Source organism: bacterium, assembly GCA_022616075.1.
Taxonomy (GTDB): Bacteria; Acidobacteriota; HRBIN11; order JAKEFK01; family JAKEFK01; genus JAKEFK01.
Genome location: JAKEFK010000373.1, coordinates 1 through 14,088, shown reverse-complemented (window position 1 = coordinate 14,088; position 14,088 = coordinate 1). Strand labels below are relative to the sequence as shown.

The following is a 14,088-nucleotide window of genomic DNA, read 5'->3' as shown; positions in this document are numbered from 1 at the left end:
TTAATGTCCGGGCCATTGAGAAGGGGACCAGTAAAAGTCCCAATTGGGCCCGCGGAAATACGAACCGATTACTGTCAGTACGATGAATCCTGCAAGAAAGCAGGTGAACAATCCAAGAGCTCCGGCGCGTGTGGAATCATATTTGCGAACCAGCCATAGCGAATAGAGTGCATAAAAGAGAGTGAGAAGAGTTCCCGGATTGATTGCTGTAATCAAAAGTTGTGGCGCTTTCGGCCACCATTGACGAATCCATCCGTAGTGAATTGTGAAAGCTTCGATTGCAATCACGACGCCCAATCCAAACAGCGCTGACCGCAGCACCAGCATCTTTCCACCCGGTCCACCAAACCACTCACCGGTTCCATCCGATTCACGATCCAGATACGGAATCAACGCAATTCCGAGCAGGACAATCGCAGGAATTCCCATGCCTCCCATAAAAGCGGAATGCGATACCAGCTCCTGAAGACCAAGAAAATACCAGGGAGCCTTTGCCGGATTTTCTGGAACGCCGGGGTTCGCGAGCTCTTTTAACGGAGCATCGAAAAAGAGTGCGAGCAGAACACAAATGAAAATCGCAAGCATCAACACTGCGCCTTCCGCATACATCAAATGAGGCATCGCGGGCAGCGTGTTTTCCGGACCTTGATTGATCTGTGGAGTTTTGCCGCGGACAATCGCCCCAAGACTGTATGTTTTCTTCGGCTCTTGTGTAAATACAGGATAGAGCCCGGGTTCCGGTTTCAAACGAAGGTCGGCGTCGATCGGTCGAACGAGACCACCATCCTTCCGGATCCGCCAGAAATGAACAGCAACCAGCAGTGTTAAGGTCAGTGGGAGAATCATCACGTGGAGCAGATAGAACCGAATTAACGCTTCTTCACCAACGTCTTCGGATCCGAGCAAGATCAACTTTTGAAGCCCGCCGATATCAATATATTTTGTGATCCCGAGCGCGTCGGTAACTTCACGCGGTGATTGCGCAATATTTGCTCCGATCGTGATTGCCCAGTAAGCAAGCTGATCCCAGGGCAGCAAATATCCTGTAAAGGAAAGACCGAGCGTTACTGCGAGCAAAAGCATTCCGATGACCCAGTTGAATTCGCGAAAGCGCCGGTAGGCAGCTGTATAAAAAACCCGGACCATGTGCAGAATGACTACCACAACCATCACGTTTGCGGCCCATCGATGAATGTTGCGAATGAATCTTCCGGTTGGAACAACGAAATGGATGTCTTTGATCGAGTCATATGCGACATCCGGATACGGCTTGTAATAAAACATCAGCAGCACACCTGTAATCAGTGTGAGTAGAAAGGAAGAGAGGGCGGCGATTCCAAGTCTCCATGTGGTGGTCCATTTCAGAGTCCAACGGTGCACGCGTGTGGAATGAAGATGAAGAAAAACGTTGCCGAAAATGAATGTGGAACGGGTGCGATCGGATTCCGGTTTTCCTGAACGGAACATGGTGTGATAAAAGCGTGATGGAGTTTCCCGTAAGTTGATCAGAAATCTGCGTACCGCAGAGGTTTCCGAATTCTTTGCCGCCACTTCGTTCATGCCATTGCCTCACTTGCTTCGATGATTTCCCCTTCATCAACGATGAATTCGTGATCGCACATCCGGTTGACTGCTAGACGCGGCAATGCTTTAGGCGCGGGTCCACGCAATACTGAGCCATCCTGAGAGAATCTGGATCCATGACAAGGACAATCAAAGCCGCTCGCTGAAGATTTCACGATGCATCCCAGATGCGTGCAGACGATCGAAACTGCGTACACTCCTGTTTCCGCCTTGAACAGCCCTACGGAACGTCCAGGAGGAATAAAAGGTTGATGGAGCGCAAGCGATTCAGGAAGCACCACTCGAAACTTTTTTGAAGGAGAGGGTAACACCGCGGCTTTCGGTAATCGCAACATACCAACGGTGGCAAACAGAAGTGTAGATGCCGCGGACCACAGTGCAGCAAGTCCAAGGAAATCTCTGCGCGGTATCGGTTCAGGATCCAGCCGTGAACGTTTTACTTGTTCGATAGTTTTTGGTTGCGTGGTCATTCCGTTGTCCATTCGGTTTGAAAAACGACACGTTCCATTTCGATTGCATCTACAGGACAGCGCATAACGCAGAGTGCGCAGCGAATGCAGCGATCTTCATCTTTGAGGATTGCGGACGAATCTGTTTCCAGGAGTTCTCCCCCCTTATAAAGGGGGGAGCTAGAGGGGGGTTGTCCTGTTTGGCTCGGCCCGCCCGCTGAGACTTGAATTTGTAAAAGCGGCACAATCTTCAAACACAGGGTCGGGCAAACATCGACACATCCACCGCACAGCACGCATCGATTTCCGTCAAACACCGGCGTTACGCCGCAGTCCAAGCAGCGCGAAGCTTCTTTCATCGCTCGCTCGCGGTTGAAACCTTGCTCCACTTGCGCGCTGGGATCCTTCAAGCGATCGGCCGAGTCGAGTGTTGGAACCTCCTGTCTTCTAATTTGTTCGTAGCCTCGTTCCCTTATGTACGGGCGAATTGTGAGGAATGAGGTTGTTCGCGCGGCTTCCAGTTTCCGGCCAGTGAGGAATTCGTAAACCGACCTGGCTGCTTTTTTTCCTGAAGCGATCGCATCGATCATCAGCCTGGTTCCATGCGCAAGGTCGCCGGCGACGAAAACGCCCCTCGCGGTTGTGGCTAATGTCTGCTGATCCACCTGCGGCCAACCCGGGCGGAATTGCTTCACATCCGTTCCGCCATCTTCCAGGAAAGAAAGATCCGGAGTCTGACCGGCGGCGATCAGCACCGTGTCACAAGAAAGAGTCTCACGCTTGTTTTCATCAAAGACAGGTGAGAACTTTCGCTGCTCATCATATACGCGCAAGCATTTCTTAAACTCAATGCCGGTCAGCTTGCCGGAGGCATCGCGTATGATCTGAACCGGACCGTAACCGCCCACGCGTTCCACGCCTTCTTCGTCTCCTTCGCGAATTTCAACCGTATCCGCCGGCATCTCTTCTAGAGTCTCCAGTGAGACCAGGCGGACCCGGCGCGTTCCAGGTAACCGGGCAGCGGTACGAGCTGTGTCGTAGGCCGCTTGCCGCACAACTGTGCGTGCTACATCGTACGCAACGTTCCCTCCGCCGATTACGACCACGTCGCCGCCGAGAGACAGAGACTCTCCTGCAAAAACGGAGCGCAAAAAATCTACTCCGCCATAAACATGAGGGCCGGATTCTCCCGGAATCGCGAGTGAACGGGAGCGTTTTGCGCCGACTGCAATGATCACAGCCGCATAATCCTTTCTCAACTCGCTGAATTTCACATGGATTCCAACTCTCATCCCACAACGAATCTCGACCCCGAGAGCCTGAATTACCTTAACTTCTTGAAGAATGAGATCCCGTGGAAGCCGGTATTCCGGCACGCCGTACATCAACATCCCCGCAGGATTTGCTTCCACTTCGAACACAACCGGTCGAAAACCCATTAGAACCAGATCGTGTGCTGCAGACAGACCAGCCGGACCTGAGCCGATGATAGCAATCGGTTCGGCATTCGCACGAACAAAACTGCCGTCCACGGATCCCCGCAGAATTGTAGCCAGCTCTTCTGCATCCGCAGCAATTTTTGGAATGTAATTGCTTACCTGTTCCCATGCTCTCGTAGCGCCGTTTGCTTCCACGCCGGCGGCTTCACACGCGAATCGTTTGAGCGCGCGAATCGCAATCGGTCGGTCCCATCCTTCAAAGAGGCCATCCGCATCGGTGCGCGGAATCTTTCCGCGTCTGCAGGCCACTTCGCAAGGAGCGCCGCAAATGCGACCGCAAATCGAAGCAAACGGGTTCGGACCTCGTGCGATCAGGTATGCTTCTTCAAAGCGTCCTTTTGCAATCGCGCGCACGTAACCGCGCGCATCGGTGTGAACCGGACATGCGGCCTGACACGAAATCAGTAGACGATGGTAATTCTCATCCGGTACTATCGCGGTCAGCATGCTTGAATCGTTACCAGGGGTCTTCATTGCATTCTCGCGTTTACCAGATCGGCTATGGAGATTGTGTGAAGAAACTGAAGCTGTTCGTCGCGCAACTTTTTCCAGGTGTCGTGTAGCGGACAGTTGTGAACATCGGAACATTCGTTGTCTCGAAAAATGCATTCGTTTAGCGAAAGCGCCACGTCATCGATCGCATCCGCAATCATGTATAGCGTGATCGTTTCAGCGGGCATTATCAGAGCAAATCCTCCCTTCACTCCTTTGATGGAATGAACAATGCGTTTTCGGGCCAATCTCTGCATGAGCTTTGCCAGGAAGTGCCGCGGGATTTGTTCAGCCACCGCGATCATTTCAAGATGGCAGTAGGTGAAAGAGGATCTTGCGGCGAGGAACGTGATTGCCCGGATTGCATACTGGGTTGACTTGGAGTAAATCATACCGGCCCACTTCGATCGAGATAAAAGGACCCGCAAGTCCTGTACCAGGTCTTGTCCTCGCACAGTGGTTTTCAATGAGCGGACAAGTTGTCGGAGTTTTGCCAGTCTGACAGCTTCACGGAATTCTTCAGGAGGGACTATTGACCGGCACGGCGTTTGCACTGACGGAGAAAAATGAAGAGTAGGAGAAGTGAATTTTCATGAAAACGATAAAACAATATTTTGAAGAGGATCACGATCGCCTGGACAATCTTTTCAAGAATTTTCAGAAATTGAAAAGTGTTGATTACCCGAAGGCAAAAGAATTTTTTGTTCAATTCAAAACCGGACTTCAACGGCACATTCTGTGGGAAGAAGAAATATTGTTTCCTTTATTTGAAAAAAAGAGTGGGATGTTTCACGGTGGTCCGACTGAAGTGATGCGAATGGAACATCGCCAAATTGGCTTACATCTGGAAGCAATTCATGAGAAGGTGAAGCTGATGAATTCCGCGAGCGATATTGATGAGCAGAGGTTGCTGGATGTGCTATCGGTGCACAACATGAAGGAAGAGAATATTCTATATCCTGCTATCGATCACGCTGTGACGCCGGAAGAAACGGAACTCGTGTTTGTTCAAATGCGGGATGTCCCTGAAGAACGATACGCACAATGCTGCAGTCATTGAATTTTCAAAACTCTGCCTGACTACCGCCGGATTATTCGTAGTGAAGCGCGACGTGAACCAATAGCTGTGTCCGGAAAAAATGGCAAACAGAAAGACAAGATGTCCGAATGACGTTTGAGTACATGCGAGCCTGCGAGACTGTTTAAAAACGCCCGCGGCCCGGACGTCTCATCCGCAAACGCCATGTTGCCGCGACGATGTATTTGCGGGCGAGGCGCCCGCCACCACACCAAACCGCATACATTCTTGCGTTTTTAGACGTCTCCTGCGCTCCAAACGCTCTGGCAGAAATATTGCAAATTAGGGGCCGGGAAGGGGGTGTATTCAAATGGCTCTACAAGCTCTGATCGAGACCTGGAAAGATGCGATCTATGATCCAGCTTTTGAAATGGTTGAACAATGGAAAGAGAAAACAGGTCGGAAGGCAGTTGGCTATTTTCCCGTTTATTCCCCGGTAGAAATCCTGCATGCTGCCGGCTTGCTTCCTGTGGCCATTTTCGGCGCGGGCAATCGTCTGGAGATCACGAACGCCGATTCCCGGTTCGGCTCGTTTATCTGCTCCATCGCAAAGAGCACCATGGAGCTTGGATTGCAACACCGGCTAGATCTTTTCAGCGGAATGCTTTTCCATTCGATCTGCGACACCGCCCGAAATCTGGCTTTTCTTTTCAAACGAAACTTTCATCCACAGCTCTTCGTGGAGTACATTCATCTTCCTCAGAATAATTCGACCGATGCAGCGGTTGATTACCTCACCAGTGAATACAAAAGAGTTGCAAAGAACATGGCTGATCTTGCGGGTCGAGAATTCAGGACGGAGAATCTCGAAAAAAGCATTCTGCTTTACAACAACAACCGCCGCTGCATGAGACGTCTTTACTACGCGCTCCGTAGTGATGCTCCTCATTTACTTTCCACATCGGATTTCTATCTGTTGGGCCGCGCTGGATGCATATTGCCGCCAGAGGAACACTCACTGATAGTGAGCAATGTCATCGAGGAATTAAGTAAGAATCAAAGCAAAACCAGGGATAGAATTCGCGTTGTCCTGGAGGGTTCGTTTTGCGAGCAACCGCCTTTGGAGCTGCTTGCTGTCCTAGAAGATGCCGGATGTTACGTCGTCAATGACGATCTTCTTTTGGGCTTGAGATGGTTTGAACAGGATCTCGAGTTCAACCATGATCCTTTCCGGTCGCTGGCAAGAAGTTATTTGCATGACAGCTGTTATTCATCCGTCCGTCACGATTGTCTAACGTCGCGTTCCGACATGCTCTTAGAAAAAGTTCGGAAGTCCAGAGCAGATGCGGTGATTTTTTGCATAGCAAAGTTCTGTGAACCGGCGTATTTCGATTATGTGCTCTTTAAGAACAAACTGGATGAAAATAATATTCCGCATTTGCTTGTAGAGTTCGAAGAAAAGATGAGGACGTTTGAAAAAGCTCGGACGGAAGTTGAAACGTTTGTTGAATCGATCCTTTTTGATTAGCAATGGAGCAACCACAAATGCAGCAACAAAACGAGAGACAAACCTATCAGGGACTGATGCACAGGGTGCAAAAAAAGTTAATGGTCCGATGGTACAACGAACTGGATGCAGCAACAGAAACGGGGCACCCGGCAGTCTACCTCATGGTTTCCGGGAATTGCGTTGAATTGCTTCGAGCCTTTGATGTCCTTCCCGTTTATCCGGAAATTAATGCGCTACAACTTGCCATCCGGAATAAGTCCTTACCTGCTCTCTTAAAATCGGAAGAGCTGGGCTATGCCACCGACAATTGTGGATACGTCAAAGCGGACATCGGCGCAAATTCTCTGGGGGATAAAGCGACACTCGGGACGCGGCTTCCAAAGCCGGCACTGATTCTTTGTAACTATGTTGGCTGCAACACCTATGTGAAGTGGTTCGAACATCTTGCGGCACTGACCGGAGCGCCACTTTACGTTCTTGATATCCCTTTCATGCGTCAGGAGACGGCATCGCCTGAAGACGTGCAATACGTCGTTCGCCAGCTGGAAGAGATCATTAAACTGCTGGAGAAAATCACAGGAAAAAAACTGGATATTGAAAATCTTAAGGAGCATCTGAAACGCGCCAGAACCGCCGAAGATTTGTGGTGTGAGGTGAGAAATTTTTCAAAACACCGGCCGGCTCCTTATGACGCTTATTTTGATAACACAACCATGATGGGACCGCTCTATGTTTATCGTGGAATGCAGGAGTGCATCGATTTTTTTGAAGTGGCCAAAAAGGAATTTCAAGAACGGGCACGGCAGGGTCTTGGCGCGGTTTCACCCGAGAAATTTCGAATTGTTGTGGAAGGACCGCCGCCTTATCCGTATTTTCGAAAATTCCGGGACATGCTTGCCCATTGGGGCGCCTGCGCGGTGGCATCCACCTATTCAACGGTCGGTGGAATCTGGGAATTCGGGTTCCGGCACGATTCAAACAATCCACTTTACAGCATTGCCGAGCATATGATTTCGCAAAATCTCGCAAACCGGAGTTTCCTGCAGAGGTATGAACAGATCGATCGTTATATCGAAGAATATTCTGCGGACGCTCTGCTGATTCATTCGGTGAAGAGCTGCCGGTTATTTTCAGCGGGACAAGGGGACATGCGCGAGTATTTTTTCCGCCAGCGGGAAGTTCCAACACTGTTTGTGGAATCGGATCTGGAGGACCCGCGTTATTTCTCAGCGGCGCAAATGCAGAACCGGATCGATGCATTTTTCGAATCTCTGGAGCATCAAAAACTGTATAAAAGCCATCCAACGCTTTCTTCAGGAGGACCACGATGATGCTCTATGCCGGCGGTGTCGATGTTGGATCTACGCAAACAAAAGCGATTATCCTGGACCAGGCCCGCAATCTGGCTTCTTCGGTTCTCATTTCAACCGGCGCCTACGTCACCGTCGCCGCTCAAAATGCATTTGAACAGGCCTTGCAAAATTCCGGACTCAAACGAAATGAAATCTCTTACATCATCGGTACCGGTTATGGCCGGTACAAAGTAACTTTTGGGGATTCACAGATCACTGAAATCAGTTGTCATGCACGCGGCGCCCATTTTTTGTTCCCTTCCACCAGAACAGTCATTGATATGGGCGGGCAAGATACGAAGGCCATTAAGATCGGGCCGGATGGGAACGTTCTCGATTTTGCAATGAACGATAAATGCGCAGCGGGAACGGGTCGATTTTTGGCTGCCGCCGCAGAAGTGATGGGACTTCCGCTGGATGTGATCGGAGATATCTCGCTGCGCGCAAAAACTTCAGTCCGGCTTAGCTCTGTATGTGCCGTCTTCGTTGAGTCCGATATCATGTCCTACCTTGCCCAAAATAAATCGATAGAAGACATACTCGGCGGAGTGCACAGCGCAATCGCAGCCAGGACGATGTCTTTGGTCCGGAGAGTAGGGGTTGAAAAAGACATAGCATTTACCGGCGGCGTTTCCAGGAACTGCGGAATGATTCATGCAATGCAGATGAAATTAGGACTTCCATTGAAAGTCAGCGAACAATCTCATTTTGCAGGCGCTATTGGAGCCGCTCTTTTTGCGATGGAACGAGCCGAAAGATTGAGCTTTGAAGGACAACCGGCATCGCTAGATTAAGGAGAATTCATGGAAAAAGTAATCGCAGGCATCGACATAGGTTCCGGGCAAACGAAAGCTGTGCTGTTGAACAACAACAGACACCTGAAAGCGCGATTCTGCACGAAAACCACAGCAAATTTTGCATCCGTTGCAAAACTTGCTCTCGATTCCGCGCTCGCTCAAGCCCAACTATCTTTACATGCAGTTGAATATGTAGCAACCACCGGTCTCGGCCGGTATAGCGTGTCGTTTCGGGATATTCAGATTACAGAAATTACTTGTGCGGCGCGAGGAGCATACGAACTTTTTCCGGCTGCCTCGTGTGTTCTGGACATGGGTAGCCAGAGTACTCGTGCAATCAGTTTGAAGAACGGTGGAAAGGTCAAACAATTCCGCTCGAATGACAGGTGTGCTGCAGGCTCAGGCGGTTTTTTGGAAAAAGCAGCCAAGTATTTGCAAATATCGCTGGTAGACATAGGCAGACTTTCACTGCATGCGACTCAACCGCAAGCGATCAGCTCCGTGTGTGCGGTTCTGGGCGAATCGGAAATCATCAATCACGTGAGCAATGGAGCCAGCATCGAAGACATTCTCCGCGGGATTCATGATTCGTTGGCTGACCGCGCTGTGAGTTTGCTTAAACGAGTCGGTCTGGAAGGACGAGTCGTTGTAGCCGGAGGTGTTGCGCGTCAGGCAGGAATGATCCGGGCTCTGGAAGAAAAGCTGGAAACCAGTGTCTACGCATGCCCGCGTAGTGAGTATTTGTGCGCGTTTGGAGCAGCTTTGCTCGGATTACATCGTCTGAATAAGCGCCGAAATGGAACATACGCAGCGTGAGGGATTACTAAGACAGGAGGAATCCAATGTCTAGAAAAGCAATTGATTGCATGTATTACGTGGCTACCCGTGAATTTATGGAACAGTGGGATCGCGCAAAAGAAGGAGAGCTGGTTTGCCGAATGGAAAAAGCGATTGGTGGTCTTCCGCGCTTCGAATCCATCGATCAAATGATTGCTCGAATGGATGAAGCCAGCGTAGAGAAGGTGTTCATCACGCAGTGCAAGATGTGGTCTCACTGGAACAAGTGGATGTATATGGATACGAAATTGGAAGATGTCCTGCAATACACTGAAAAATATCCAGGCCGTTTTGTGGGACTTGCCGGCTACAATCCATTTCGGATTAAAGAAAGTCTTCGGGAGATCGAAGTTGCAGTGCGACAACACAACTTCAAAGGAGTTTATGTCCATATTTACGGTTTTGATATTCCTCTGAATGATCGAAAAATGTATCCACTTTACGCAAAATGTGTTGAGCTCGGTGTGCCGGTTTCAGCTCAGGTGGGACATGTGCTGGAGGCAATGCCGAGTGAAGGGGGCCGGCCGATCTATCTGGATTCGATCGCCTGCGATTTTCCTGAGCTGAAAATTCTTGGCGCACATACAGGATGGCCCTGGGTAGATGAGCTCATTTCCGTTTGTTACAAATGGGAGAATGTATGGTTCGGCATAGATGCGTGGATGCCGAAATATCTTTCTCCTGCAATCATCCAATTCATGAGTAGTCGCATGGGAAAGGACCGCACTGTGTGGGGAACAAACGGTCTGCCATGGAAACAAAGTCTCGATCAATTGGATGAGCTTGGTCTCAAGGAGGACGTGAAACAAAAAATCCTGTATGAAAATGCGGAAGAACTCTTCGCCCTCAAGCAGGAGACAGCATGACTGACAAGCAGTTTCTGTTTGTTCGACTGGTTTGCGAACCCCCTGGAATCGCTACAATGATTCTGAACCGCCCGCCGTTAAATATTTTTCATCTCCCCATGTTGCAAGAGATGGAGGAGGCATTACAACTGGTGCACTCCGACTCTTCGTACCGCGTTCTCTTGATTCGCGGAGAAGGAAAATGTTTTTCTGCCGGAATGGATGTTTCGGATCACCTTCCGGACAAAGTAGAGCTGATGCTTCGCATGATGCGACAGATGTTATATCAACTTGTCAATCTTGAAATTCCAACTGTGTCGGGTCTACACGGAAGCGCAATGGGTGGAGGCCTGGAGATTGCAGCCATGACCGATCTGACATATGCGGCATGCGGAACGAAGCTGGGGCAACCGGAAATCAAGTTGGGCGTTTTCCCACCTGTCGCAGTGGCACACTATTCACAGTTCATAGGATACAAGCAAACCGCTGAACTGGTATTTTCCGGTCGTACTTTCACCGCAGAGGAAGGTGTAAATATGGGTTTAATCAATGGAGTATTCCCGCAGGATGACTTTCAGAAACGGATCGACACAATAGTCCGAGAAATTGCGAGTTACAGTCGTCCCGTTTTAATCGCAACGAAATATGCGCTCCGAAAGGCATCCGGATCCATCTTTCTTCATGCGCTGGAGCTGGCTGAAAAGATTTATCTTGAGCAATTAATGACCACCAGCGATGCATTAGAAGGTTTAAACGCTTTTCTGGAGAAACGCACTCCGGAATGGAAACACCAATGAGGAACGTCATGGAAGCAGCAATATTTAGACAACCTTATCAACCATTGTCGATCGAAGATGTGCCTGTTCCATTAATTGCCTCTGATCAGGTTTTGATCAAGGTCATCGCGTGTGGCGTATGTCATACGGACCTTCATTACATTGATCATGGTGTAAAAACTTTCAAAGAACCTCCTTTGATTCTGGGCCATGAATGCTCGGGAATCATCGAAAAAGTCGGAACATCCGTGACAAATTGGAAAGAGGGGGACAGAGTTTTGTTGCCTGCCGTGGTCTCTTGCGGCGTTTGCAGGATGTGCCGGCTCGGGCGCGAAAATATCTGCGAACAGATGAAAATGTTTGGGAACCATGTCAACGGAGCGTTTGCTGAATACATTGCCGCCCCCGCCAAAGATATCTTCTCGCTTCCGCAGCAGCTTCCCCTTGCGGAGTCCTGCATCATTGCCGATGCGTTATCAACTCCTTATCACGCCGTTAAGAACCGGGCGCAGGTAGGTCCGGGGGATCGTGTTGTCGTTTTTGGATGCGGTGGAGTTGGAATCAATGTTGTTCAGGTCGCAGCCGCCGCAGGAGCACGAGTTGTAGCCGTTGATTTGAAACAGGAAAAACTGGAGCTTGCGAAAAAATTAGGAGCCTCGGAAACGCTTAATCCGTCCAAGTGTGAATTCAAAAAGGAATTGAAAAGAGTGTTTGAAGGAGGCGCCGATATTGCGTTTGAAGCGATCGGTAATCCAGTGACTTTGGAACAGGCAGTCGAATCGGTACGAATCGGGGGGCGCGTTTGTATCATTGGTTACAGCGACAAGCCTTTCGTCTTAAATGCGGCGCGGGTGATGTTCCGCGAGCTGGAAATATTTGGTTCGCTGGGTTGCCGTGCGGTGGATTATCCGGCAATCATTCAACTTGCAGCTGAGAATAAAATCAAAGTACTACCAGTGGTCACTCACAGTTTCCATGGAAGAAATCAACGACGCTCTGGATCTGCTTCGCAGTGGTGAAGGTCTTCGCATCATCATAAAGGTCGCGCCGTTATAAACAGGTGAAACAGAAAAATTGGCATGCGGAAGACAGGGAATCATTCTCTCTTCAAAAATTGCAATTCGAGCCGGAGCAACACTTTTACTTGCTGCGCTAGTCCTTTCTATTCTGCACGAATTCTGTCGCATAGACTTCGTATTTCTCCACCGGTAGGCTGTTCATGGTCATGAAGATCGATTCAAGATCTTCTTGCGTTGCTGCATTATCAATCGCAGGATACAGGATCTGTTCTTCTTTGATGTTGTGCTTTTCCAGAAAAACGAGTAGTTCCCGTTCTTCCTTGTCCGTATTCGGATCACCTTCCCAAAGCCTGTTGTGAATGAGTTCCAGAAACTTTCCGATTTGACGATGCTCGAGCCTCATGACGTACACCGGTTGGCTAAACGCCTCTCCAATCTTTTTTTCAAAGAATGGGAAGAGAATCTCTTCTTCCCAGGCACTATGTCTCCGTAGACCAAACTTGAATTGATCGAAATATTCGCGTGCGCGGCTGAAATCCGTTCTTTTCCTTTCTTGAAAGCTTTTGAATAATCCATCCAGCCTGTAATGATCCTCTTCGTAATACTTTGAAATGGTTAATGTTTCTTGCATTCCTTTCTCCTTTCTGAGCTTTTTTGCGTAAGGAGCAATCCTCATGCCAGTGGCTCAAGTAGATTCTTAGGCGATGCATGGTTTTGTGTTGAGAGACTTTCTGTCGGCAATGGGACATATCGTCACCCTATGTTCTCCTGACTATACTGAAATCACGTCGACTCGAATTCCTGGCACAAAGCTTGTTTACGAACTGTTCATGCAGTTAGAGAAGGGGATCATATACGGTCCCATCCGGAGCAGGAGATTTGGATGGGATCTTGGAATCAATCTGCTCCCAACAGACAGAAAACTCTGTTCTTTCGACTGCGTATATTGCCAGTACGGGTTTACCACGCCACTGCGAAACGGGCGTTTTGCTTTTCCATCAGCTGCTGATGTCATCCGGGCGTGGAATCAACAACTTCTTCAAGCAAAGAGGAGGGGAATCAGAATCACTCACACGACGATCTCTGGTAATGGAGAGCCCACGATGCATCCGCAGTTTGATCGATTGATTCCTGAACTCATTTCCTGGCGGGATAAAAACTTCCCCTTTGTAAGAATCGCGCTGCTTTCAACCGGGTATCGTGCGAAAGATTTGAAAATACGGTCTGCAATGCAAATGGTCGATGAACCTATTGTTAAGTTTGACTCGGGCGATCCGGAAAAGTGGCTAAGATTCAATCAACCTCTTGTACCCTTTTTGTTCCACGAATTCGTAAACGATTTGAAGAGATTTAAACGATTGATCCTTCAAACAATGTTTGTGAAAGGCTGGAACGATTCAGCAGATGATCTGATGCTATGGAGAAACTGTTTGAAAGAGATCCAGCCTTCTGCGGTGCAGATTTATACAATTCAGCGCGAGCCGGCTGATTCCACGCTCATTCCGGTTGACAACGAATTCTTGCTCAAAGTCGCAGATGAAACAGCACAAAGTTTGCAAATGAACATTGACTATTTTTAGCTGTGAAGAACGGGAAGGTTCATCGAAGTTCAAGGCTTAGTCTTCAACAACGGATCAACATTGAATTTGACCGGCAACTTTGTCAGTTCAGCCGCCAAATTGTCAGGATTACCCCACACTTCCTTAAGGATGGGAGTTGGCACCCCCTTTGCTAAACGGATAAACGGACCTTTAAGTCCGGTGAATCCGCATGATTTTCACAAGACGAAGGAATCCGACTGCGTTCTGGGTCTCAGCATTTGCAGCGAAGAAAAGCCCTGCGCGCTGCACCATTACTGGAAGAACCGCAAGGTGAACGAACTGGAGTTCCTGAAAAACATGACCCTTCAG

The 14,088-nt window shown here is 49.2% G+C and carries 14 protein-coding genes; 9 read left to right on the top strand and 5 right to left on the bottom strand.

Annotated elements, in window-relative coordinates; genetic code table 11:
• Genes L0156_28875 through L0156_28860 form a run of 4 tightly spaced genes read right to left on the bottom strand, consistent with a single transcriptional unit; the run spans position 1 to position 4,416 of the window.
• On the bottom strand, positions 1-1,560 hold the full coding sequence (locus L0156_28875; GenBank protein MCI0607019.1) for a cytochrome b N-terminal domain-containing protein: 1,560 nt from the start codon (positions 1,558-1,560) through the stop codon (positions 1-3).
• The gene (locus tag L0156_28870; protein MCI0607018.1) at positions 1,557-2,054 is read right to left on the bottom strand and encodes a Rieske 2Fe-2S domain-containing protein; all 498 of its coding nucleotides are present in this window, start codon (positions 2,052-2,054) and stop codon (positions 1,557-1,559) included. Before L0156_28870 ends, L0156_28875 begins: the two co-directional genes overlap by 4 nt.
• Complete coding sequence (locus L0156_28865) at positions 2,051-4,006, bottom strand: FAD-dependent oxidoreductase (GenBank protein MCI0607017.1); 1,956 nt, start codon at positions 4,004-4,006, stop codon at positions 2,051-2,053. Before L0156_28865 ends, L0156_28870 begins: the two co-directional genes overlap by 4 nt.
• Positions 4,003-4,416, bottom strand: coding sequence for an Rrf2 family transcriptional regulator (locus L0156_28860; protein MCI0607016.1), 414 nt, complete (start codon positions 4,414-4,416; stop codon positions 4,003-4,005). The genes L0156_28865 and L0156_28860 overlap by 4 nt, the downstream gene beginning before the upstream one ends.
• A gap of 200 nt (positions 4,417-4,616) precedes the next feature.
• Between L0156_28860 and L0156_28855 the strand changes: the two genes are divergently transcribed.
• From L0156_28855 to L0156_28820, 8 genes are all read left to right on the top strand, one after another.
• Positions 4,617-5,084 (top strand): hemerythrin domain-containing protein, encoded by a 468-nt coding sequence (locus tag L0156_28855; protein MCI0607015.1) that lies wholly within the window; start codon positions 4,617-4,619, stop codon positions 5,082-5,084.
• A gap of 328 nt (positions 5,085-5,412) precedes the next feature.
• A complete protein-coding gene (locus L0156_28850; protein ID MCI0607014.1) occupies positions 5,413-6,570 on the top strand; it encodes a 2-hydroxyacyl-CoA dehydratase in 1,158 nt (385 codons plus the stop codon).
• A gap of 17 nt (positions 6,571-6,587) precedes the next feature.
• Entirely contained in the window at positions 6,588-7,883 is a 1,296-nt protein-coding gene (locus L0156_28845; protein MCI0607013.1) for a 2-hydroxyacyl-CoA dehydratase family protein, read from the top strand.
• Positions 7,880-8,698: an acyl-CoA dehydratase activase gene (locus L0156_28840; protein ID MCI0607012.1), complete on the top strand. Its 819-nt coding sequence runs from the start codon at positions 7,880-7,882 to the stop codon at positions 8,696-8,698. The genes L0156_28845 and L0156_28840 overlap by 4 nt, the downstream gene beginning before the upstream one ends.
• Positions 8,699-8,707: 9 nt before the next feature.
• Complete coding sequence (locus L0156_28835) at positions 8,708-9,517, top strand: acyl-CoA dehydratase activase (protein ID MCI0607011.1); 810 nt, start codon at positions 8,708-8,710, stop codon at positions 9,515-9,517.
• 26 nt (positions 9,518-9,543) lie between these two features.
• Complete coding sequence (locus L0156_28830) at positions 9,544-10,404, top strand: amidohydrolase family protein (GenBank protein MCI0607010.1); 861 nt, start codon at positions 9,544-9,546, stop codon at positions 10,402-10,404.
• Positions 10,401-11,180 (top strand): enoyl-CoA hydratase/isomerase family protein, encoded by a 780-nt coding sequence (locus L0156_28825; protein ID MCI0607009.1) that lies wholly within the window; start codon positions 10,401-10,403, stop codon positions 11,178-11,180. The genes L0156_28830 and L0156_28825 overlap by 4 nt, the downstream gene beginning before the upstream one ends.
• A gap of 8 nt (positions 11,181-11,188) precedes the next feature.
• Complete coding sequence (locus L0156_28820; GenBank protein ID MCI0607008.1) at positions 11,189-12,178, top strand: zinc-binding dehydrogenase; 990 nt, start codon at positions 11,189-11,191, stop codon at positions 12,176-12,178.
• 133 nt (positions 12,179-12,311) lie between these two features.
• Here the strand turns inward: L0156_28820 and L0156_28815 are convergent, their stop codons facing one another.
• Positions 12,312-12,809: a hemerythrin domain-containing protein gene (locus L0156_28815; protein MCI0607007.1), complete on the bottom strand. Its 498-nt coding sequence runs from the start codon at positions 12,807-12,809 to the stop codon at positions 12,312-12,314.
• A 199-nt stretch (positions 12,810-13,008) separates the two neighbouring features.
• Here L0156_28815 and L0156_28810 point away from each other — a divergent pair, with 199 nt between their 5' ends.
• Positions 13,009-13,758 carry a radical SAM protein gene (locus tag L0156_28810; GenBank protein ID MCI0607006.1) on the top strand — a complete coding sequence of 250 codons (750 nt, stop codon included), beginning with the start codon at positions 13,009-13,011 and terminating at the stop codon, positions 13,756-13,758.
• Positions 13,759-14,088 lie beyond the last annotated feature (330 nt).

What these genes read in the sequence shown, in the direction of transcription:
- L0156_28825 (MCI0607009.1), top strand. Translation starts at nt 10,401, where the DNA reads ATGACTGACAAGCAGTTTCTGTTTGTTCGACTGGTTTGCGAACCCCCT.
- L0156_28870 (MCI0607018.1), bottom strand. Translation starts at nt 2,054, where the DNA reads ATGACCACGCAACCAAAAACTATCGAACAAGTAAAACGTTCACGGCTG.
- L0156_28845 (MCI0607013.1), top strand. Translation starts at nt 6,588, where the DNA reads ATGCAGCAACAAAACGAGAGACAAACCTATCAGGGACTGATGCACAGG.
- L0156_28840 (MCI0607012.1), top strand. Translation starts at nt 7,880, where the DNA reads ATGATGCTCTATGCCGGCGGTGTCGATGTTGGATCTACGCAAACAAAA.
- L0156_28820 (MCI0607008.1), top strand. Translation starts at nt 11,189, where the DNA reads ATGGAAGCAGCAATATTTAGACAACCTTATCAACCATTGTCGATCGAA.
- L0156_28810 (MCI0607006.1), top strand. Translation starts at nt 13,009, where the DNA reads ATGCAGTTAGAGAAGGGGATCATATACGGTCCCATCCGGAGCAGGAGA.
- L0156_28830 (MCI0607010.1), top strand. Translation starts at nt 9,544, where the DNA reads ATGTCTAGAAAAGCAATTGATTGCATGTATTACGTGGCTACCCGTGAA.
- L0156_28835 (MCI0607011.1), top strand. Translation starts at nt 8,708, where the DNA reads ATGGAAAAAGTAATCGCAGGCATCGACATAGGTTCCGGGCAAACGAAA.
- L0156_28815 (MCI0607007.1), bottom strand. Translation starts at nt 12,809, where the DNA reads ATGCAAGAAACATTAACCATTTCAAAGTATTACGAAGAGGATCATTAC.
- L0156_28855 (MCI0607015.1), top strand. Translation starts at nt 4,617, where the DNA reads ATGAAAACGATAAAACAATATTTTGAAGAGGATCACGATCGCCTGGAC.
- L0156_28865 (MCI0607017.1), bottom strand. Translation starts at nt 4,006, where the DNA reads ATGAAGACCCCTGGTAACGATTCAAGCATGCTGACCGCGATAGTACCG.
- L0156_28860 (MCI0607016.1), bottom strand. Translation starts at nt 4,416, where the DNA reads ATGATTTACTCCAAGTCAACCCAGTATGCAATCCGGGCAATCACGTTC.
- L0156_28850 (MCI0607014.1), top strand. Translation starts at nt 5,413, where the DNA reads ATGGCTCTACAAGCTCTGATCGAGACCTGGAAAGATGCGATCTATGAT.
- L0156_28875 (MCI0607019.1), bottom strand. Translation starts at nt 1,560, where the DNA reads ATGAACGAAGTGGCGGCAAAGAATTCGGAAACCTCTGCGGTACGCAGA.